Genomic DNA, 18,958 nt, shown 5'->3' on the forward strand with positions numbered 1-18,958 from the left:
ACTAGGCTACTTACCTTTTGATAAAGAAGGTGCAGAATTACTATTTCACTTAATATCAGATTTTTACGAAGAGAAAAGTTTGATTATCACAACGAACCTGGAATTTAGCTCTTGGAGTAAAGTGTTTCAAGATTCAAGATTGACCAGTGCACTAGTGGATCGGTTGATTCATCACGCTCATATCTTCACTTTTGCGGGCACAAGTTACCGGTATACCAATGCTTTGTCTCAATTAAGAAATTAACTAAATGGGAACTGCAAAGTTATGGATAAATTTCCTGCACTCTTATGGATTTTATTCTTGCAAAATACACTTTCCCAATACTCCTATCAAAGACAACTATTTTCGACTTTATCGTATTATATATTTTCCTAGTATATTCATCTAATATTTTTTTGCCAAGCAATGCATAGCTTAAACTTATAAATCAAACTGTCTTTCAATTATACATTAGATGCTATAAAAGCAATGAGTGTTAATGATTATATTAGCACTCATTGCTTTTATCGTTTATTTATTTTTTTGAATAAGGTACATTCACTCTTCTTCTTCATTCTCCTGTGTCCTTTTAAAAATATATTCGATTTCATATTCAGGAAAAAAAGCGTATTTTACTTTCACTGCTTCCCCGAATTTAAAATCTGAATCTCCATTTATCTTTTCTCTGACTGTTTGATACCTTATATGTAATAAATCAGCGATATCAACAAGTGAGACTCCTTTTTCTTTACGAATTTTTTCAAAATTATTTAACATCTTTCTACCTCCTTTGTACGATTTTTCGTATTAAAAAGTTATGCCCTATGACATATTTAGCAACTGACTTCATCATAATATGAATTTTCGTACTTGTCAACATTAAATAACGATTGTGTTAAAAAGAATATTGATATGCGATTTTTCGTATGCTATTGTTTTATTAACTACAAAAAAAACGGAGACACGATATGAATAGAGAAGAAAAATTAAAAACTATGATATTAAAGAGATTCGGAACAGTAAAAGAATTTTCGAGAGCTGTCGGTTTACCTTATACCACTATACGTTCCATATTAGAAAGAGGCATTTTCAATGCGAAACTAGAGAACGTAATCAAAATCTGTAAAGGGTTGGGGATTTCTTCAGAAGAATTGATTGATCAAAAAGATTTTGTAATGGAAGGTTCTTCAGCATTTTATAGTGATTATACACATTCTAAATCAACAAGTTTATTTGATGATTTAAATGATCTTTCTGAGATAGACAAAGTTGAACTCCCTGATTTAATTCTGGGACGATACGCTGGTACCGAAGACATTATATTTTCTCGTATGTCCGAAAGATCTATGGATAAATTGATTCCTCTTAATTCATTGATTGGCATTAAGCCAGTCGAGCTAGCTGATCTTAATAATGAAGATATCGTTGTCTACAGTCATCAGACTGAGCGTAGTATCAAGCATGTTTATAAAATAGAAAACAAACTCATTTTAAAACCGGCATCCCATGATCCAAAATTCATTGATTCAGTATTTGAAATGACCGATACTGAACTCAATATTTTAGGTAAGATTGTATTATATATTGTTGAAAAATAACTGTGGCACATACTGGAGGAGTATTATGAAAAGGAAAGTCGTACTATTCATTGCTATGAGTCTAGATGGATATATTGCTAGAAAAAATGGTTCAATAGATTGGTTAGATACTCATGTTGTTGATCCAGTCGAAGATTTTAGTTACGAGAATTTTTACAGTACCATAGATACAGTTATCATGGGACGAACAACTTATGATCAGGTAATCAACGAACTTTCTCCTGGTTTTTATCCTTATGAAGATATTCAATCTTACGTGTTGACATCAAGACCAGCTCAACCAAAAAAGCATGTCAAATTTATCAATGAAGAAATTTCTGAACTTATACTGCATCTGAAAATGGAAGCTGGTAAAGATATATGGATCGTTGGCGGACATTCTATTATCAAACCACTCTTGCAGCATAATCTGATTGATGAATTCAGAATTACGATTATCCCCACTTTATTGGGAAACGGTATTCCTTTATTCGACTCTTTCCAAGATGAAATAAAGTTGCACCAAGTTAACTGCTATGTACAAAATCAACTAACTTATCTTCACTTCATTCGCAAATAAAAATATACATTAAAGCCATCATAAAAGTGTGATTTCAGACTTCTATGATGGCTATTTCTTATGGTTAAAATTGTAAAATGTAAATAAATGCTACTGCAGCAACGGTCTGAAGTACACCCACTGATAATCCATAAACAAGGAAACGTGGCCCTTCTTTAATAAACTTCCTAAAATCAAGCCGTAACCCGATTGCTGCTAAGGCAGTCATTTCAAACCAAGTACTAATATAATCAGTAGAATCAATAATTACTGTAGGAATCGTAAATATACTATTCAAGATACAAATAATCAAAAATCCTAGTACATACCAAGGAATTGGTAATTTTTTCGTTTCATTGTTATTTAACTGTTCTCCCGTACTTTTCTGTACTTTCTTTTTAAAGAGTAAAACAACTGCGATCAGCAAAATAATCCGTGTAATTTTGAAAAGCATAGCGTATTTGACTGTTTCTGGTCCAATTAAACTAGCTCCTGCTACAACCTGTCCTACTGACTGTAAGGTCCCTCCAAGTAAAGCACTTTTGCTTAATAGATCGTCTCCAAAAAGAGCTACTCCTAGAAATGGTAGAGAAAGCATCATTACAGTTCCCATCAAGTTAACTAGTGTTATCACTTGACCTTTTTCTTCATCATCTGCTTGAATAGATGGTGCGATAGCTCCTATTGCAGAAGTTCCACAAACGGCATTTCCTCCAGCCATCATCAAAGTCATTTTCTCACCAAAACCGAGTTTTTTCCCGATAAGATAGGTTCCTATAATGACAGTAGTCATCATCAGTATGACATACACCAATCCCTTAAATCCCATCTCAACAATAGTCTGAAACGTAACAGTAAAACCTAGTAAAACTACTGCATATTCCAACAACCTACTTTCTGCAAATTTTGTTCCTTTAGATAAAATGGATTGCTTAAATACTGTATTACCTAGAACTATACCAAATAAAATCGCAATGGTTGCTCCTCCGATTTGTGGGAAAAGTGTTGCCATATTCTTTGAAATTACCGCAACTATTAATGCAATCACTATCCCAGGAACAACTGGATATGTATTGGATAATTCTTTTAGCTTATTCTTAAAGTTCATCAACTCTTCCTTTCTTTAATAGAACCATTATACTCGTTTTTTTAGTTGATTTTCATATACTAATCGCTTACATATAAAAAAAGTCACTTTTTACTAAAATTATTTTATTGACTTAACTATCGAGCTTCGATATACTTTGTTTACAATATATATCGAGGTGCGATAGTATGATCAAAACTGACTTACAGAAAATATATATGCCTATGACTGAGACAGCCTTTTATATACTTCTTTCTTTGCAAGAACCAAGGTATGGATATAGTATTATGCAATTTGTTGAAGAGCTAACTTCTGGAAGGATACAGTTCGGAGCTGGAACCATGTATGGAAGTTTATCTAAATTAAAAAAAGATGGTTTAATTGAAATTATTAAAGAAGAAAATAAACGTAAAATATATCAGACTACTTCGCTTGGAAATGACTTATTAAAAATTGAAAAAGAAAGAATTAATGAATTATATTTAAATGCAGAAAGGGTGAAAGATTAATGGAAAAGAAAGTCATCAAATTCATCACAGCAGATAATTTTGAAAAAGAAGAAAACTATTTAGAAGAAATGTCAAAAAAGGGTTGGCATTTTACTAAATATAAAGATTTTCGCTACTTTTTTGAATCCGGTGATTCTAATGATGTCATTTATCAAATCGATTATCATAGTTCTTACGAGGGAGATAAAGAAGATTATTTACAATTATTCAAAGACAGTGGTTGGACACTTGTATTCACCTATCCCATTTTCGATGGCGAGTGGTGCTACTTTAAAAAGCAGAAAACTTCAGATGAATCCTCTAAAATCTATACCGATAATGATTCAAAAATTGAATTATTTAGTAAAATCAGAAAACTCTGGGGAACTTTTGGTTTAATCATATGCTTACTTTTCTTACCAATTACTTTCATTTCGGGTATTCTCACAAGTAACTCCTTCTTAATTTATTTTGTTCTGCTTATGTTCACTTTTATAGCTTTATTATATTTAAAAATGGTCCTTAATTTAACTAAAAAAATTCATCAATTACGCAAAGAATAATATTAATCTAAAAAAGGAGAATAGCCCATAATGGGTTATTCTCTTTTTAATCTATTATTCAATGTTTATAGTTCTCGATAAAGCAAGATTTCTGTTAATTCCTTAATATCCTCTTTGCTTTTCCCGTCAGGTAATTGATCAATCAGCTTAAGTGCTTTATTCGTATACCGTTCAGCTAGCTGAAATGCCTCTCTAATTCCTTGTGTATTCATTAATTCCTTACGGATCTCTATAAAATCTTGTTCTGTATACTCTGTTTTAGCAAATTGTTTCTTGAAAAACACCGGTGAACGTTTCATAGAAAAAAGGATTGGTGCAGTATAAATGCCATTTTTCAAGTCCTGGAACATAGTTTTTTCCCATACTGCATCATCTTGGGTATATTCTAATAAATCATCCATCAGTTGAAATGCCATTCCAATTTGAACACCAATTCGGTAACTCAACCATTGATCTTTTGTAGACATGTTACTTTCCATCGCCCCGCCAAAACAAGCTAGTGCATATAATTCAGCAGTTTTTCCACGGATTTGCGTCAGATAGCGGCGAATCGTCATTTCTTGATTATAAGATTGGTCTAACTGATGTAGCTCTCCTCCAATTACTCTCTCCATGGCTCGAGTAAGTATACCTTGCACATCTATTATTTGACGGTAAGGATGTGTCATTCTAAAGCAGACCGAAAGCAGATAGTCCCCGGCGTACACTGCAGACTTTTTTCCATGAGCCGCTTGTATAGTAGGAGTTCCTCTCCTTATATCCCCTTCATCAATGATATCATCGTGAATCAGTGTTGCATTATGAAAAACTTCAATTGCTGCAGCCATCACTCTTGCTCTTTCCGGTTCACTCTTTGGCCCTAATTGCGAAAATAGCAACGAATAAGCTGGACGTATCATTTTTCCACTAGACTGAAAAATACCTTTTGCCGCATCATTCACTTGCTGATTACGTATAAAAATCTTACTGAAAATCAATTGCCTAGTTTGCTTAAGTTCCTTTTCCAAGTCGGGAAATTCATCCCATATCGAGTGAATGCTCAAAGCAATCCCGCCTTAATCTACAAATTTATTTAACTATTTTTGAAATAGTTTTATCTTTAAATCAGCTTCATTTTTATACATTAATATTAAAGAATGTAAATAACTAATTCTTTTTGAGACCATGCAGATTTACAGCACGACACTATACTATTAATGAATTATAAAATCCGGTATATAGAATGATGTTTCAACTAATAGAACATTATCCATAGCTTATCAAATATTTTTAAAATTTATTTATGTAAAACATTTGTTATCATTATACATTTGCAGTGCTAAATTGTCTAAAACAATGTTTTCATTATAAGATTTCAAGATAGATTAGCGTTTTATATCATTGAATTCGTCTTATTCTGCTATACTGTAAGCACAATATTTATTCACATCTTAAACCAAAGGAGTCTACCATGTCTATTTCACAGTTTTTGAGGTTTGTTGATATTCGGACAAAATTCACGAGTATTCTTCCTGTTCTTTTAGGCGTTTTTTACACAATCTATTATTTTGGAACTTTTAATTTACTCAATACCCTGCTTTTTTTTATTGCAGCCGTTCTGCTTGACTTCACTACCACTTCTATCAATGTCTTAGTTGATTATCAGACAGCTGCATCAGAAGAATTTAAGAAAGAACACAATATTATTGGTAGAGAAAATATTTCCGAAAAACTAGTTGTAGTTTATATTTATATTATGCTCATTCTCTATTTCATTTTAGGTTTGATTCTAGTCTTTCGAACTAATCTGGTCTTGCTTCCAATTGGTATTATCTGTTCCATCATCGCGATTACGTATACTTATGGGCCGCTTCCGATTTCTAGAATGCCCTTAGGAGAGTTGTTTTCTGGTCCTCCTCTTGGGTTTGGCATTATCTTTATTGCCATATTCGTCAATTATAGAGATTCACTGATTCTAGCATTAAATTTCCAGAATTCAACATTTATGCTTCAAGGAGATTGGCTGACGATCTTAGCTATATTTTTTGTTTCTTTACCACAGGTTTTATTAATCTCCAATATCGTTCTTGCAAATAACATCTGTGACTTGAAACAAGATATTGAAAATAATCGATTTACCATTGTTTTTCATATTGGTAAAGAAAAAAGTATTCAATTATATAATTGGCTAACTTACGGAAGTTATGTATTGTTCCTAGTACCAATCTTCATGGGGTGGTTACCCTTGATTATGTTACTTGTTTATCCAACAGTATTCTTTGCTCATAAGCAAGTACAGTTATTTAACAATAAACAAGAAAAAGCTGAAACCTTTATTACTTCGGTAAAATCTTTTTTAGCTTTCACACTAGTAGAACTTTTACTATTTGTAGTGGTTATTAGTTGGGCTTGGTTATCGTAATAGTTATTCGTTTGACTTATCTTTAAATTAATTAAATTCAATAAAAAAACCGTAGACAACTCTAATCTGTCTACGGTTTTGATACGATATCTAATTATCAACAATCCTAATAATCAAAAATTTACTATATAGCTATGCAAAATATGATTCGTTAAATTTTACTGATTTCTTTTCAGTATCTATAGTGACTTCGATCCCATATGGCAAAAGACAACGGGGACAAGCATGTCCAAAAGGTAAATTATATAAGACCGGTAATGTCTCATCGTTAATAACCTCTTTGTAAATACTTTTATATTCTTCATAATATATATTATTTTGTGGTTTACCAATTAGTACACCATTCACCCTTGAAAATACACCATAATCTTTTAAAGTCATTAACATACTTCTTAGATCTTCAGGTATCGGACGCTCTTCACTTGTTTCTAAAAAAAGAATTTTCTCGTTCCATTCTTCTTTCCGAGGGAAAATTTTATACTTTTCTATTATATCTGGTTCATCCCCATAGCGAGCTCCTATTAAAGAATCATATAAACTTTCCAGACAGCCGCCCAATAACCTACCGCTGGTTTTCCTTTTTCCAGATAATACTTCGATCCCGTTTTTTTCAAAATGTCGCTTACGTTCAGTTCCTATAGCTTTAGAAGAAAAGTCGGTTCTTTCTTCATACCACCATTCAGTTGAAGGGATTTCTGTTAATTCATGATCCTCAAAATAACCTTCTAGAGAACGTTTCGTATAAGGTAAAAGCTCCTCTGCTAATTCAGCAATATCACTTAAAAAATTTGGACCATAAAAAGATTCCATTCCTAATCGATGGAACATTAAATGATTGATTGTTGTATCTGAAAAGCCTGTGAAAATTTTAGGAAAGTTATGTACTGCATGAATAAATTCCTCGTCTTCCATCAAGTATGGCAGCAAACGATAAGTATCGTCCCCACCAATAGCACATATTATTCCTTTTATGGACGGATCCATAAATGCTTCTTTCAAATCTTCTGCCCGCCATTCAGGATGTTTTTCCAAACTATCCACCCCTTTTAAGGCATTAGGCATAATAATCGGTATTAGACCTAAAGCTTTTAATCTTTTCTTTCCTATTTCTAGCTGATGCGCTGCAAATGACTCTCCTAAAACACCACTTGATAAACTAACAACAGCTACTTTATCCCCTTTTTTCAGACCCTTTGGCTTAATCAATATGTCCATCTCCTGTTTTGACTTTCCCTTTTAAAATATCTATCGCAAAAAATATTTATGTTAAATAGAATAACACAATCATGATACTCACAAAAGACAGTAAAGCAGCAATTGGAATTGATAGTTTAAATATAAGCGTTTGTGTTTTGTGCCGAAATATCCCCATACTTAACCAGGAACCTATTCCTCCAAATAAAAAAGAACAGAGGAGCAGTTGCTTTTCTGAAATTCTATATTTATGTTTTATAGCTCTTTGTTTGTCAATGTAAAATAAGGTAAAAGTATACAGATTCATCATTAATATCGTACTTAATAAAATGATCTGGATACTTGAAAGTGATTGATTCATAAAAAACCTCCTGAAACTTTACGATTAAATGTGTTAGACTTTTAATCGCCAACTAATTTTTCTTTGAATAGTATACCATAGTCAGAATTGTTATTTTTTAAAATAGGAAAAATGATCCGTCTGGAATATAAATAAACTTCTAACAAAGTTAGAGCAGAAATAAGACTCTTTCTGCTGGTCACTTTATAAGAAGTTTATCTAATTTATTACATTGTATAATTTTACTATCCTAAAAATCCAAAAGCTTTACCTGCAATACCGATTGCAAATATCACAAGAATGATCAATAGAGGACTAACATTTTTTTTCAATAGCCATCCAACAAACAATGTTAAGACTAAAGCTAATACTCCAGGCATGATACTATCTAGAACATCTTGCACTGTTTGTGTAACTACTTCACCATTTTCATTTGTAATTCTTGTAGCTACAATGGGAATATTTATACTTGTCCACTTACTTACTAGAGCCCCCATTACAAAAAGCCCAACTATTGAAGCGCCTTCTGTTAGCTTTTTAATAGATCCTCCAGCCATTTCTTTAATAATTTCATTACCTTTTTCATATCCTAATGTTAACCCGTAATATTTTGTTGTTAAACGTATAACATTGATTAAAACGAAAAATAATAAGGGTCCACTGATACTTCCGGCTATTGCTAATGAAGCACCCAACGCAGCCAAAACTGGACGTGCTGTTCCCCAGAAAATTGGATCTCCTACTCCAGCTAGAGGACCCATCAATCCAATTTTCATTGCAGCAATTGAACTTCCCGGCATATCCCCTTCATTCGCTTTTTCTTCCTCCATAGCGCCTACCACACCAAAAATAGGTGCAGTCAGCCAAGGATGAGTATTGAACCATTCTAAATGTCTTTGTAACGCCTCATTTCGTTCTTTCCCAGGCTCATATAGCCTTTTGATAGCAGGGATCATTACATAACAAAATCCCATATTTTGAACCCGTTCAAAGTTAAAAGATCCTAATAAAAAATTCGATCTCAAAAACATACTATTTATATCTTTTTTTGTCAATTTCTTTTCTGAATTTTCCATTCGTAGTTTCCTCCTTAAGCATCTAGATCATCATCTAAATCATCGTCAAGCGTTACATTATTCGGTGTGGCAGGAGTTTCTGTATTTCCACCTAATGTATTATATTTTAGTTGAATGAAAAGTAGGGCTAAGCATAACCCTAATCCGCCAAATCCAACTAAATTAAAGTTTGTGAACGCTGCGAATAAGAATCCCATATAGAAGAAAGGTTTTAAATAAGGTATATCCATCATATTCACAACCATTGCATATCCTACTACAACGATAATTCCCCCACCTATTTGCAATCCTCCAGTAATCACTTCTGGAATACCATTCAGAAATTGACCAACTGCTTCTGCACTAATCATAAGAATAATAAATGTTGGTATCATAACACGAAGAGCTTGTAAAAAAAGTGCTGAAATATGCATAATCTCAATTCCTCGGAAGTTTCCACGCTCTGCAAAGCTATCTGCTTTATGAACAAAAAATACGGTAATGGTTCTTACGAATATCGTTAATGCTTGTCCTGCTGCTGCCAAAGGTACTGCAATCGCAATTCCTTCCCCAATTCCTTGTTGTGTTGTTATAACTAAAATAGTTGAAATTACTGATGCAATTGCGGTATCTGGTGCCATAGCTAACCCAACATTCATCCAGCCTAGCGCCATCATTTCTAACGTTCCGCCTAAGATAATACCCGTCGTCACATCTCCTAATACCAGCCCAACCAGCGTACACGCAACTAAAGGTCTATGAGTCTGAGCCTCATCTAACACACTACCCATTCCAGTTATACCAGCTACAATTAATAAAAGAATAATTTGTATTATAGACATTTTAATTTACCTCCTTACTTATTTATTTTTGTTTTTAGTTCTTTATAAAAATCTAGTTTTGTGTCTCCTGGTAATTGACGCAATTCTAATTCTATCCCTAACTCATTTAACTTATTAAAAGCGGTAACATTATCTGGCGAAACACTGACTGCTTTCGTAATTTGCTGACGATCCCGTTCAAATCTCATTCCACCAACATTTACTTCAGAAATAGGAACACCTTTTTCCACCAAATTAAGAATATCTTCTGGACATTCGAACAATAACATCACGTTATCTTTATCATAGCGAGGTGAATTGTAGGCACGGACCATTTTATCAACCGATACTGCACTAGCTTTAACATTCGCTGGAGCAACAGATAGAATAAGTGTTTTACGCATTTCATCTTTTGCAACAGAATCTGAAACAATAATAATTCGTGTAATCGGTTTTAATTTTACCCATTTTGTTAATACTTGACCGTGTATAAACCGATCATCTATACGAGCTAATTCAATTTTCATAGTAAATCCTCCTCATTTTCTTTTCCTTGCAAATCAGTGACTTCTTCTGTAAAAATTTTTATGCTTTCTTTGCTGATTTTTTTAAGATGTACAACTAGTTGTGACAGCTGCATAGTCTCTTTTGCTGCTGCAGCTTCTAAAATCATTGGTAGACTAACTCCAGTCACGATATCAATCGATTCTTTGCCGTATGCTAATTGTGCTGCTGCATTGTATGGCGTTCCTCCAAACACGTCAACTAAAATTAATAATTCATCTTCCTCATTTAATTGAGCAAACCCCTCTTCAAATTTTTTATTGACTTGAGGAAGACCTTCTCCTTTCAAGAATGGAACAGCTTGGACTTTAGGATCTTCTCCAAAAATCATTTCGAATGCGTCTAACATTCCTAATGAAACATCTCCATGACCACTTATCATAATAGATAGCATTTATTTCACTCCCTTCATTTTATATAAGCAATTTCTGTGCCAAAAGAGTGTCTCAACATTAAATCCTTTCATACCAAATGTTTATCCCAAAAAAAGAGAGAGTGTCTCGTGAATTGAGACACTCTCTCTTTTATTATTCATTTACGAAACACTGTTATATCTAAACCAAAACAGTTTTACTCATTTGCTAAAACTTCTACGATAAATCGCTTTTCATCATCGCTTAAATTTAACAAAAGCTTTTCTTCTAATGTAGATAGTGTTCCTTCTACTGCCTCTAGTAAATCATTGTTCTCCTCATTCCAAAGATCGTTATAGGCTAATGGATTCTTTTTTATGACTCGTTCAAAAGAAAAAGCAGTATGAACGACTAACTTTAAAATTAAAGTATTGGAAAAAGTAGTTCCTAGTCTGATCTGCAAATCTTTTGTCCAGTCTATTAGCAAATCAGTTAGATGGTGTGGATTTAAATAGACCAAATGCATATTTAAAGTATCTTGGCACAACTCTTTTATTACAGTATTCTTTTGATCTTTTTGGTTCTTATTTTCATAAGGTAATCCTATTATTTGTCTAAGTGTGCTTTCTCCTGAACCTTCTATTAGATCTTCAAGGGTTATATGAGGAACACCAATTTTCGGATTGCGAGTCCCCACAGTTGCGATCACTTGGTATTGATCCACAAGTTTAGGAATGGATTCTTGAAATTTCAAACTCGAAACAGTTACTATTTCAATCGTTTCTTCAGTTGAATACTGAAGAATTCCTAAAATCATCTGCTCAATCTTTTTAGCTGTTCCACTACCCGTTGTACAAATGGAGAGTATAGCTTTAACTCGACCACTTTGGTGCAAATGAACGGTTGCTAAAAAATCTTTCATAACTGAAGAATATATCCCGCCTAAACTTAGATCCATATAATTAATTTTTCTGACCACATCTAAAACCATGCTAGTTGTGACATTTGGTATGGTTTTAATCATCACTCCGGATTTTTCAATCAGTTTAGATTCAAACATTGATAATGAACCCATATCAACTAGCATCAGCACGCCACAACCATTATCTAATTCCTTGGCCTGAGTAACTATTTTATCGAATATCTCATCAGGCGTTATATCCAATGGCATATCTAAAGCTGCAATGGGTGCAGCTCCTAATAATTCTACCGCGACTTGAACCATTGAAGTCGCAGTAGAGTTTCCGTGAGTAACGACTAATACACTTACTTTCTTCTTTTCTTCCAATGTTTCTATTGATACAAGCAACATAGTAAGATATATTACTTCAATTTCGGGCAGTATGACTCTTAATGTTTGTTCTATTTTATCTTTAAAAAGTTTTACGACATCATATTCATTTTTATGTTCCGTTATGATTTCTCGTATATCTAATTGGGAAATTAGCTTATCCTTTTTCTCTCTACGGAAATAGGCATCTAGATGCATCCCGATATAATAAAGAAATTTTCTATCGAATCGAACTTTTAAATTTTTTTCAGCAATTACCTTTAATTCCATTGTTAGATTAGAGATATCTGGATCTACAAACTTGAGTAAATTATAATTAATTGTTTTATTATTAATGAAATTTTTCACATGCAAGTGTAAATCTGTCAAAATATATTGATGAATTTGTTCTTCTGAGATCCCTTGTTCTTCTAATGTCTTTACCTTTTGCTCAATAATTTCATAGATATTTAGACCCTCATAATTTTCATTAGTTATTTCCTGAGTTGAAGGGTATATTTTTGTTGTAACATCTAATAATTCTTCTACTTCTTTTGAGCGTTGAATATTTTGACTACTTGAACTCCACTGCGATAATATATCTTCAGGTAATTCTTGAATTCCTATACTAATTTCTTCTTTTTCATGAAGGTTATGTAAAAAAGATTGGGCACAAACCAGCTGTATTTGAGATTGCAACTGTCCAACATTTCCATATTCAATCGTATTAATCAATGCATTGATTACATCAATATCTACTAAAAATGTCCGTTGTACACGTCGAGCTTCTTGCTCAAAAAGAAATTTGGTTAAAGCAATTCTCTCCTGTACAGATCGTTGATTTAGGGCAGGTATTTGGATTGTCATTGGAATACGTCTTAAAAAAGTTTCTAATAACGATGAATTGGGGTCTTCGGTTGTTGCACAAATAATCAGTACATTTGCTTTACGTTTCAATCCTGTTTCACCTAAACGATTAAAATATCCATGATCTATAAAATAAAATAACATTTCCTGTCCTTCAGGAGTCAATCGGTGGATCTCATCTAATAATAAGACGCCCCCATCAGCTTTTTCTACTAGTCCTATATGATCTTCGTTCGCCCCTGTAAAGGCTCCTTGTACATAACCGAATAATTGAGCTAGCAGCAACTGTGGATTATGATAATAATCTGCACAGTTAAAGCTTTCAAATGAAGAATTTTTGTCTATTAATTTCTCAAAAATAGAATATTGATAAATTTTATTTGCAAAAAAAGTTTTTCCTGAACCAGTAGGTCCTAAAAGCAACATATGTAATCCGTTAGGTGGATAATGCACTGCCGCTTTAGCTTGAGATACACCCTTTTTCAGACTCCCTTTATTACCGATCATTAATTCAAAAGGATTTCTATTTGATTTTTCAACCGTATCATTAACTGTTTCTTCGAATTCGCTTAAATTCAAAACTTCTTCTATTTCTGTATTCCACTGCAGATTTAATTGCTCTTCAAGCACTTCTACTGGTAGATATCTTACAGGGTAAGATTTAACTTTTAAAACTCTTTTTTCTCTTACTAATTTATTTAACTCTAAACTAGTATTTGCTCTTGTAAGCATTAACTCTTCTGCTATTTCTTTTGCTGAAGATCCTTGAGTCTTTAGTATTTCTTCTTTACTACTGTTTTGCCAAGTCCCTAGTAATCTTTGATACACACGTTCAATCCGTTTCATCATTTTCCCAGCCTTTTAAAACACTTTTTTCTCTTTATTCGAAACAGTTCTTGTCTTCACTGTCTATTTATATAGCAAATGATACTATATATCAATCAAATTTGATGCTCATGTATATAAAACTATTGACTATATTTTGATATTATATTTTTTAAATTCTTTTTATGCCATTTAGTTCCTGTAAGCGTTGATACATTTAAAGTTAACATTAAGTTACTTCCATTTTCCAGTTTTTCTTTTGTATGAATCAGTATTTGCCCTCTACTTCCTTTTGCAATACATTCAGTTTTCAGTAATTGCTCTTTCTTGAAAATCAATTTATCTGTAAAAACTTTTAGATGACGCTGATATCTTGCGGCTGCTACTAAGTTATCACTAATATAAACACAACTCATAACAGGATTAAAATTAATTATATTTATTGAAATAACGGAGTGCCCTAGTTCAAAGTTATATCCTGGGTATTCGTTTTCAAGATATTCACAAAAAATTTCTTCTTTTAAAAATAAATTCATTATATTACTCCTCTTCAAATATTCTAACTAACTACATAGATATTACTCTACTACATTATAAACTTCTTGAATTCTATTTGCTATATCGTTTACTGTCTGTTAATTATTTAGATAATTTATAAGCCAATTCATTACCTTTTTTTATTTTATCCTCAACAGCTTTATTCTTTTTTTCACACACCAGAAAATAAATTCAGCAGGCTAAAAATATTTATGATTGAATGTCAAACTACATATCGTCTTTAGATACTTAAATTTACTTACAATTACTTGAAAATACATATTTATTTGTTATACTACTTGTGAGGTGGTTAAAATGTACCAAGAACAAAGATTAGAAAAAATTTTACAGCTGTTAGAAAAAAAGGAAGAACTTTCATCTAAAGATATGATTGACTATTTCAAAGTGTCTCGCGATACTATCCGAAGAGACTTTTCTATTCTTACCAAAGAAGGAAAAGTTAAACGAACCCATGGCGGCATAGTGAAAATTAATCAAGAACACCAAATTCTTTCTTTTGAAGAAAGAGTAAGAATGTTCTCTGACGCTAAAATCCATATTGCAAAAATTGCTGAAACATTTATTAAAGACAATGGAACTTATTTCTTAGATGTTTCGACTATTGTTCTCAAGCTGGCTCAGTTGGTAGACAAAAAGGCAACCATCTATTCGCACTCTTTAGATAATGCTATTATGCTAAGTAATAATTCAAATATTAGATTTAATTTATTAGGTGGACAATTCTTTAAAAAAAATCGTTTTTATTATTCTCTGAATGAAGCTGAAATATTGAAGAATATTTCGTTTGATGTTGCTTTTATTGGTGCTGCTGGATTACATAATGGAGAAATCAGTTTTGAAGATCAAGAAGATGCCTTTTTAAAACAACTAGTCTTACAAAATGCTAAAACAAAAATTTTAGTAGCTGAGGAATCAAAATTTAACCAGGCGGCTACTTATACTATAGGGACAATTAACGACTTCGATTATTTCATAACAGATAAAGCCTTAAAAAAAGAAAAAACAGAATTCTTATCAAGTAGTGTTAGATTAATTTATTAAGAAAGGCTGAGGAATCATGAACTTAAGACAAATCAAACTTGTGATAAGTGATATCGATGGAACTCTTTTAACTACTCATCACTTAATTGATGATCAGTTAAAAGATGTTTTACTAGAATTACACCAAAAAGCTATTCCATTTATTTTAGCTTCTGCTCGATCTCCAGAGGGCATGTCTCCTATAACGGAAGAGCTCAACCTATCTGACAATCCTCTTGTTTGTTACAATGGAGCGTTAGTATTAAAAAAGCAATCAGACGAGAACTATACTGTCTTATTTAGTCATGAATTAAATAGGACAGATGTCCAACAACTTATTAACCTCATTAATACTAAGTTTCCCCACGTCACAATTAATCTATATTCTGGAAGTGAATGGTACGTTGATAAAATTGATAAATGGACAAAGATAGAAGCTGATATTACGAAAGAGCATCCTATCGTAAAGAACATTCAACAATTATTATTGAATGTTGCTTTACCTATTCATAAGCTGCTACTAATTGGTGAATCTGAAGAAATCAAACAACTTCTTGAATATTGTACTAATTTACGTTTACCAAATAGCTCATTTTATTTATCAAAAGATAATTATTTAGAAATCACTCATCGTGATGTATCTAAAGATAAAGCATTAGTAGAGCTATCGAAGTACTATGATGTCCCTTTAGAAAACACAATGGCTATAGGAGATAATTTTAATGATATTCCTATGCTGTCGTTAGCAGGGCTTGGCATCGTAATGGACAATGCTCCTGAAGAGGTAAAGAAAAGTACAAATTTAAAAACAACTGACAATAATCATAATGGGGTTTCAAAAGCTATAAGAAAATTTATTCTAGATACTTAAAATAGTTGTCCAAAGTTCAAGGTCCTTATATTTTTTACTAATAAATTCTTTTTTATTAGTAAATTGATTCTATAAGATTAGTTTTTTGATTATATTAGAACTTGGTTGAATCAAATTATTTTCATTAGTCTTTTATGAGGTCAGGAGACCTTTTATAGCTCCCTGTTGCATGATTAATCTTTCAAATGTTACACAAAAAGCCGATCAAGCTATATACTTGATCGGCTTTTTGCTTATCTAACTATCTACATTTCTACGATTTGAATCGTTCAATTTGCTGAACAAGTTTTTCACTTGATACCTGTAAGTCTTCTGCAGATGCTGTAATTGTTTCGAGTGCAGTCAGCTGTTCATTTGCTGAAGCACTTACTTCTTCTGACGCAGCCGCACTTTCTTCCATTACGACCGCGATTTCTGCAATTGCAGAAACAACCTTTTCTTTATTTTTCTCAATTCCTTTGATATGCTCAGTCATTTGAGAAACCAAGGCGCTCATTTCTTGATTACGTGTGGCAATCTCATCGAAAGAAGATACAGTTTTTCCAGTAATTTCATATTGCTCCGCTGAAAGCTTTCTTGCACTAGCCATTTCGGAAGACGCATTCACTGCTTTACTTTGAATGTCTTCCATAGACCCACGAATATTTTGAGTTGCACTAGCAGTTTCTTCTGCGAGTTTACGAACTTCTTCTGCAACTACTGCAAACCCTTTTCCGTGTTCACCTGCTCGAGCTGCTTCAATAGAAGCATTTAAAGCTAACAAGTTAGTCTGTTCTGAGATAGATGCGATTGTACTAACAACTGAAGAGATCTCAACCATTCGTTCAGATAATTCTTGTACAACATCTTCTACACGACCAATCATTCCATCTGTTTGTTGTGCTTTGTCTTGAAGAACGCTAGTTTGTTCACTACCATTTTTATTTGTCTCATCTACTTTTTGAGACTGTTGGTTTAGTGATTTTGAAATAACCGATAGTGCAGTTAATTTTTCTGAAAGATCTGTTGTTTTCTGAGAAGAATCTTCTGCAGATGCAGCAGCAGTTGTCGTTCCTTCTGCAACATCTTCAATTGCTCGATTAATTTGTTCACTAGATGCCATTGTCTCTTCCGATACAGCACTTAATTGCGATATTGCGTCCGATGAAGTATGGACTGACTGACGAACAGAATCAACAAGTTCTCGTAAATTTGTAACCATGACATTAAAGTTTGCAGTCAGCTCACCTGTCTCATCTTTTGAGATTACAGAAAGTTGTCGAGATAAATCTCCTTCTGCAACATACTTGACTTCTTCATTCAGCTTACGAATCGGTTTCGTAATTTTAGAAGCCAGAATGTACATGGCAATAGTAGTTAACAGCACTAATACTCCAGCTACTATAACTACGTTTCTAAGCAAGGCATTAACCCCAGCATAAACTTCAGACTCTGGAAGTACTAATCCTATTGTCCAACCATTTTGTTCAAGTGTAGTATGCGAAACTACCGCTTTTCCTTCAGGAAAAGCTACACGTTCTGTTCCATTGCTTTCAAAAGTATCAGCAATTTTTTGTAAAACAGGATCTTCGTCTATTGAAGCTGCACTTGGATGTGCAAGGAATTTACCATTTTCATCCATCAAAAATGCCCATCCTTTTTTCCCAACTTCAAGGTTCTCTGCCATTTCTTGAATTTTTTCTACATCCATCTCACTTGTCACAACACCTTGAAATGTACCATCTGCTGCATAAAATGGTGTATTAATCGTCAAAAGTGTTCTTTCCAATGTCTCGCTGTAATACGTAGGGATCCAAGTAGTGACCCCATTTTCTATTCCTTTCACATACCAGTCTTGTGTAGGATAATCGTATTCTGACGTTTCATATTCATCCGTAAAAACAACACCGTTCTCTTGTTTTGAACTGAATGGGCCAAAATACTCAATGTTTTCATCATATGCAAAAGGTTCATACCAGACACCAATTCCAAAAGTTGCTTCATTTGAGTTAACTAATCGTTCTTGTAAAGCAATGTAGCCTTCACGATCAATTTCTTTACCTTCTTCTCCAATAAATTCTGCCAACGTCTCTCCTATACGACGATGTTCTGAGAATTCTTTTTCCATCTTTCCGGCAGTCTCTCCAGCCTGACGAGCAAGACGTTCCTCAATTTCTGTTTCTATTTCATCTTTAGCAATACTGTAGCTTATTCCACTAATCAAGACTACCAAAATGATCATAACTGGAATAAAACTTAATATCTTTGTTCGTATTGAAAGTTTCATGACCTTTCCCCCCTAATATTTACGCCTCTACTCTTTATTTATCATATATATGAGGGCGGGAATTAAGCTTTTATGCTTGACTCTGAAAAAAATACATATTTTTTTACATTCCTTTGACACAAATAACCTTATTTTATTATGGCTTTCTAGAGAATAGAAAGTTAACTAATTTTCTAGTATTCCAATATTTAGATTTAATTACCATCAAGGTATCCCTTTCGTTTCTTTATTTGAACAAATAGTTGAATTCACTTTATAAATATTGATTCCTGCATTACTGCAAAAACAAACCAGCCCGC

At 33.0% G+C, this 18,958-nt stretch carries 20 protein-coding genes; 8 read left to right on the plus strand and 12 right to left on the minus strand.

What is annotated here, in order from left to right:
- Positions 1-244 (plus strand): ATP-binding protein (locus BLT22_RS10035; RefSeq protein ID WP_176935450.1); only part of this gene is annotated, 244 nt, incomplete at its 5' end.
- A gap of 294 nt (positions 245-538) precedes the next feature.
- Here BLT22_RS10035 and BLT22_RS10040 read toward each other — a convergent pair.
- Positions 539-757, minus strand: a complete 219-nt coding sequence (locus BLT22_RS10040) for a helix-turn-helix domain-containing protein (RefSeq protein ID WP_087060426.1) — start codon at positions 755-757, stop codon at positions 539-541.
- Between the two features lie 191 nt (positions 758-948).
- Between BLT22_RS10040 and BLT22_RS10045 the strand changes: the two genes are divergently transcribed.
- The gene (locus BLT22_RS10045; RefSeq protein WP_091762967.1) at positions 949-1,578 is read left to right on the plus strand and encodes a S24 family peptidase; all 630 of its coding nucleotides are present in this window, start codon (positions 949-951) and stop codon (positions 1,576-1,578) included.
- A 25-nt stretch (positions 1,579-1,603) separates the two neighbouring features.
- Positions 1,604-2,137 carry a dihydrofolate reductase family protein gene (locus BLT22_RS10050; protein ID WP_091762969.1) on the plus strand — a complete coding sequence of 178 codons (534 nt, stop codon included), beginning with the start codon at positions 1,604-1,606 and terminating at the stop codon, positions 2,135-2,137.
- 64 nt (positions 2,138-2,201) lie between these two features.
- Here BLT22_RS10050 and BLT22_RS10055 read toward each other — a convergent pair whose 3' ends face one another.
- On the minus strand, positions 2,202-3,224 hold the full coding sequence (locus BLT22_RS10055; protein WP_091762971.1) for a YeiH family protein: 1,023 nt from the start codon (positions 3,222-3,224) through the stop codon (positions 2,202-2,204).
- 167 nt (positions 3,225-3,391) lie between these two features.
- On the opposite strand from BLT22_RS10055, the gene BLT22_RS10060 reads away from it, so the two are divergent.
- Together BLT22_RS10060 and BLT22_RS10065 are read left to right on the plus strand one after the other, a co-directional pair.
- A complete protein-coding gene (locus tag BLT22_RS10060; RefSeq protein WP_226910099.1) occupies positions 3,392-3,712 on the plus strand; it encodes a PadR family transcriptional regulator in 321 nt (106 codons plus the stop codon).
- Positions 3,712-4,254 carry a DUF2812 domain-containing protein gene (locus tag BLT22_RS10065; RefSeq protein WP_091762974.1) on the plus strand — a complete coding sequence of 181 codons (543 nt, stop codon included), beginning with the start codon at positions 3,712-3,714 and terminating at the stop codon, positions 4,252-4,254. The genes BLT22_RS10060 and BLT22_RS10065 overlap by 1 nt, the downstream gene beginning before the upstream one ends.
- A 65-nt stretch (positions 4,255-4,319) precedes the next feature.
- Here BLT22_RS10065 and BLT22_RS10070 read toward each other — a convergent pair whose 3' ends face one another.
- Entirely contained in the window at positions 4,320-5,297 is a 978-nt protein-coding gene (locus tag BLT22_RS10070) for a polyprenyl synthetase family protein (protein WP_176935452.1), read from the minus strand.
- A gap of 407 nt (positions 5,298-5,704) precedes the next feature.
- Here BLT22_RS10070 and BLT22_RS10075 point away from each other — a divergent pair, with 407 nt between their 5' ends.
- Positions 5,705-6,655, plus strand: coding sequence for a UbiA family prenyltransferase (locus tag BLT22_RS10075; protein ID WP_091762978.1), 951 nt, complete (start codon positions 5,705-5,707; stop codon positions 6,653-6,655).
- 132 nt (positions 6,656-6,787) lie between these two features.
- Here the strand turns inward: BLT22_RS10075 and BLT22_RS10080 are convergent, their stop codons facing one another.
- The 8 genes from BLT22_RS10080 to BLT22_RS10115 all read right to left on the minus strand — a co-directional run bounded on the left by BLT22_RS10080 (position 6,788) and on the right by BLT22_RS10115 (position 14,480).
- On the minus strand, positions 6,788-7,861 hold the full coding sequence (locus tag BLT22_RS10080; RefSeq protein ID WP_091762980.1) for a S66 family peptidase: 1,074 nt from the start codon (positions 7,859-7,861) through the stop codon (positions 6,788-6,790).
- A 55-nt stretch (positions 7,862-7,916) separates the two neighbouring features.
- Positions 7,917-8,210, minus strand: a complete 294-nt coding sequence (locus tag BLT22_RS10085) for a DUF1294 domain-containing protein (RefSeq protein WP_218127272.1) — start codon at positions 8,208-8,210, stop codon at positions 7,917-7,919.
- A gap of 224 nt (positions 8,211-8,434) precedes the next feature.
- Positions 8,435-9,265, minus strand: a complete 831-nt coding sequence (locus tag BLT22_RS10090; protein WP_091762982.1) for a PTS system mannose/fructose/sorbose family transporter subunit IID — start codon at positions 9,263-9,265, stop codon at positions 8,435-8,437.
- Positions 9,266-9,279: 14 nt separating this feature from the next.
- The gene (locus tag BLT22_RS10095; protein ID WP_091762984.1) at positions 9,280-10,086 is read right to left on the minus strand and encodes a PTS mannose/fructose/sorbose transporter subunit IIC; all 807 of its coding nucleotides are present in this window, start codon (positions 10,084-10,086) and stop codon (positions 9,280-9,282) included.
- 14 nt (positions 10,087-10,100) lie between these two features.
- Complete coding sequence (locus BLT22_RS10100; RefSeq protein ID WP_091762986.1) at positions 10,101-10,592, minus strand: PTS sugar transporter subunit IIB; 492 nt, start codon at positions 10,590-10,592, stop codon at positions 10,101-10,103.
- Positions 10,589-11,023, minus strand: a complete 435-nt coding sequence (locus BLT22_RS10105; RefSeq protein ID WP_091762988.1) for a mannose/fructose/sorbose PTS transporter subunit IIA — start codon at positions 11,021-11,023, stop codon at positions 10,589-10,591. Before BLT22_RS10105 ends, BLT22_RS10100 begins: the two co-directional genes overlap by 4 nt.
- 176 nt (positions 11,024-11,199) lie before the next feature.
- Positions 11,200-13,968: a sigma-54-dependent transcriptional regulator gene (locus BLT22_RS10110; RefSeq protein ID WP_307723869.1), complete on the minus strand. Its 2,769-nt coding sequence runs from the start codon at positions 13,966-13,968 to the stop codon at positions 11,200-11,202.
- Between the two features lie 119 nt (positions 13,969-14,087).
- Positions 14,088-14,480 (minus strand): hypothetical protein, encoded by a 393-nt coding sequence (locus BLT22_RS10115; protein WP_091762991.1) that lies wholly within the window; start codon positions 14,478-14,480, stop codon positions 14,088-14,090.
- A gap of 316 nt (positions 14,481-14,796) precedes the next feature.
- Between BLT22_RS10115 and BLT22_RS10120 the strand changes: the two genes are divergently transcribed.
- Positions 14,797-15,543, plus strand: a complete 747-nt coding sequence (locus BLT22_RS10120; RefSeq protein WP_091762993.1) for a DeoR/GlpR family DNA-binding transcription regulator — start codon at positions 14,797-14,799, stop codon at positions 15,541-15,543.
- Positions 15,544-15,559: 16 nt separating this feature from the next.
- Positions 15,560-16,393, plus strand: a complete 834-nt coding sequence (locus BLT22_RS10125; protein WP_091762995.1) for a Cof-type HAD-IIB family hydrolase — start codon at positions 15,560-15,562, stop codon at positions 16,391-16,393.
- A gap of 253 nt (positions 16,394-16,646) precedes the next feature.
- Here BLT22_RS10125 and BLT22_RS10130 read toward each other — a convergent pair whose 3' ends face one another.
- Positions 16,647-18,659, minus strand: a complete 2,013-nt coding sequence (locus BLT22_RS10130) for a methyl-accepting chemotaxis protein (protein ID WP_091762997.1) — start codon at positions 18,657-18,659, stop codon at positions 16,647-16,649.
- Positions 18,660-18,958 lie beyond the last annotated feature (299 nt).

The sequence above is a fragment of the Marinilactibacillus psychrotolerans genome, from assembly GCF_900101525.1.
GTDB lineage: Bacteria > Bacillota > Bacilli > Lactobacillales > Carnobacteriaceae_A > Marinilactibacillus > Marinilactibacillus psychrotolerans.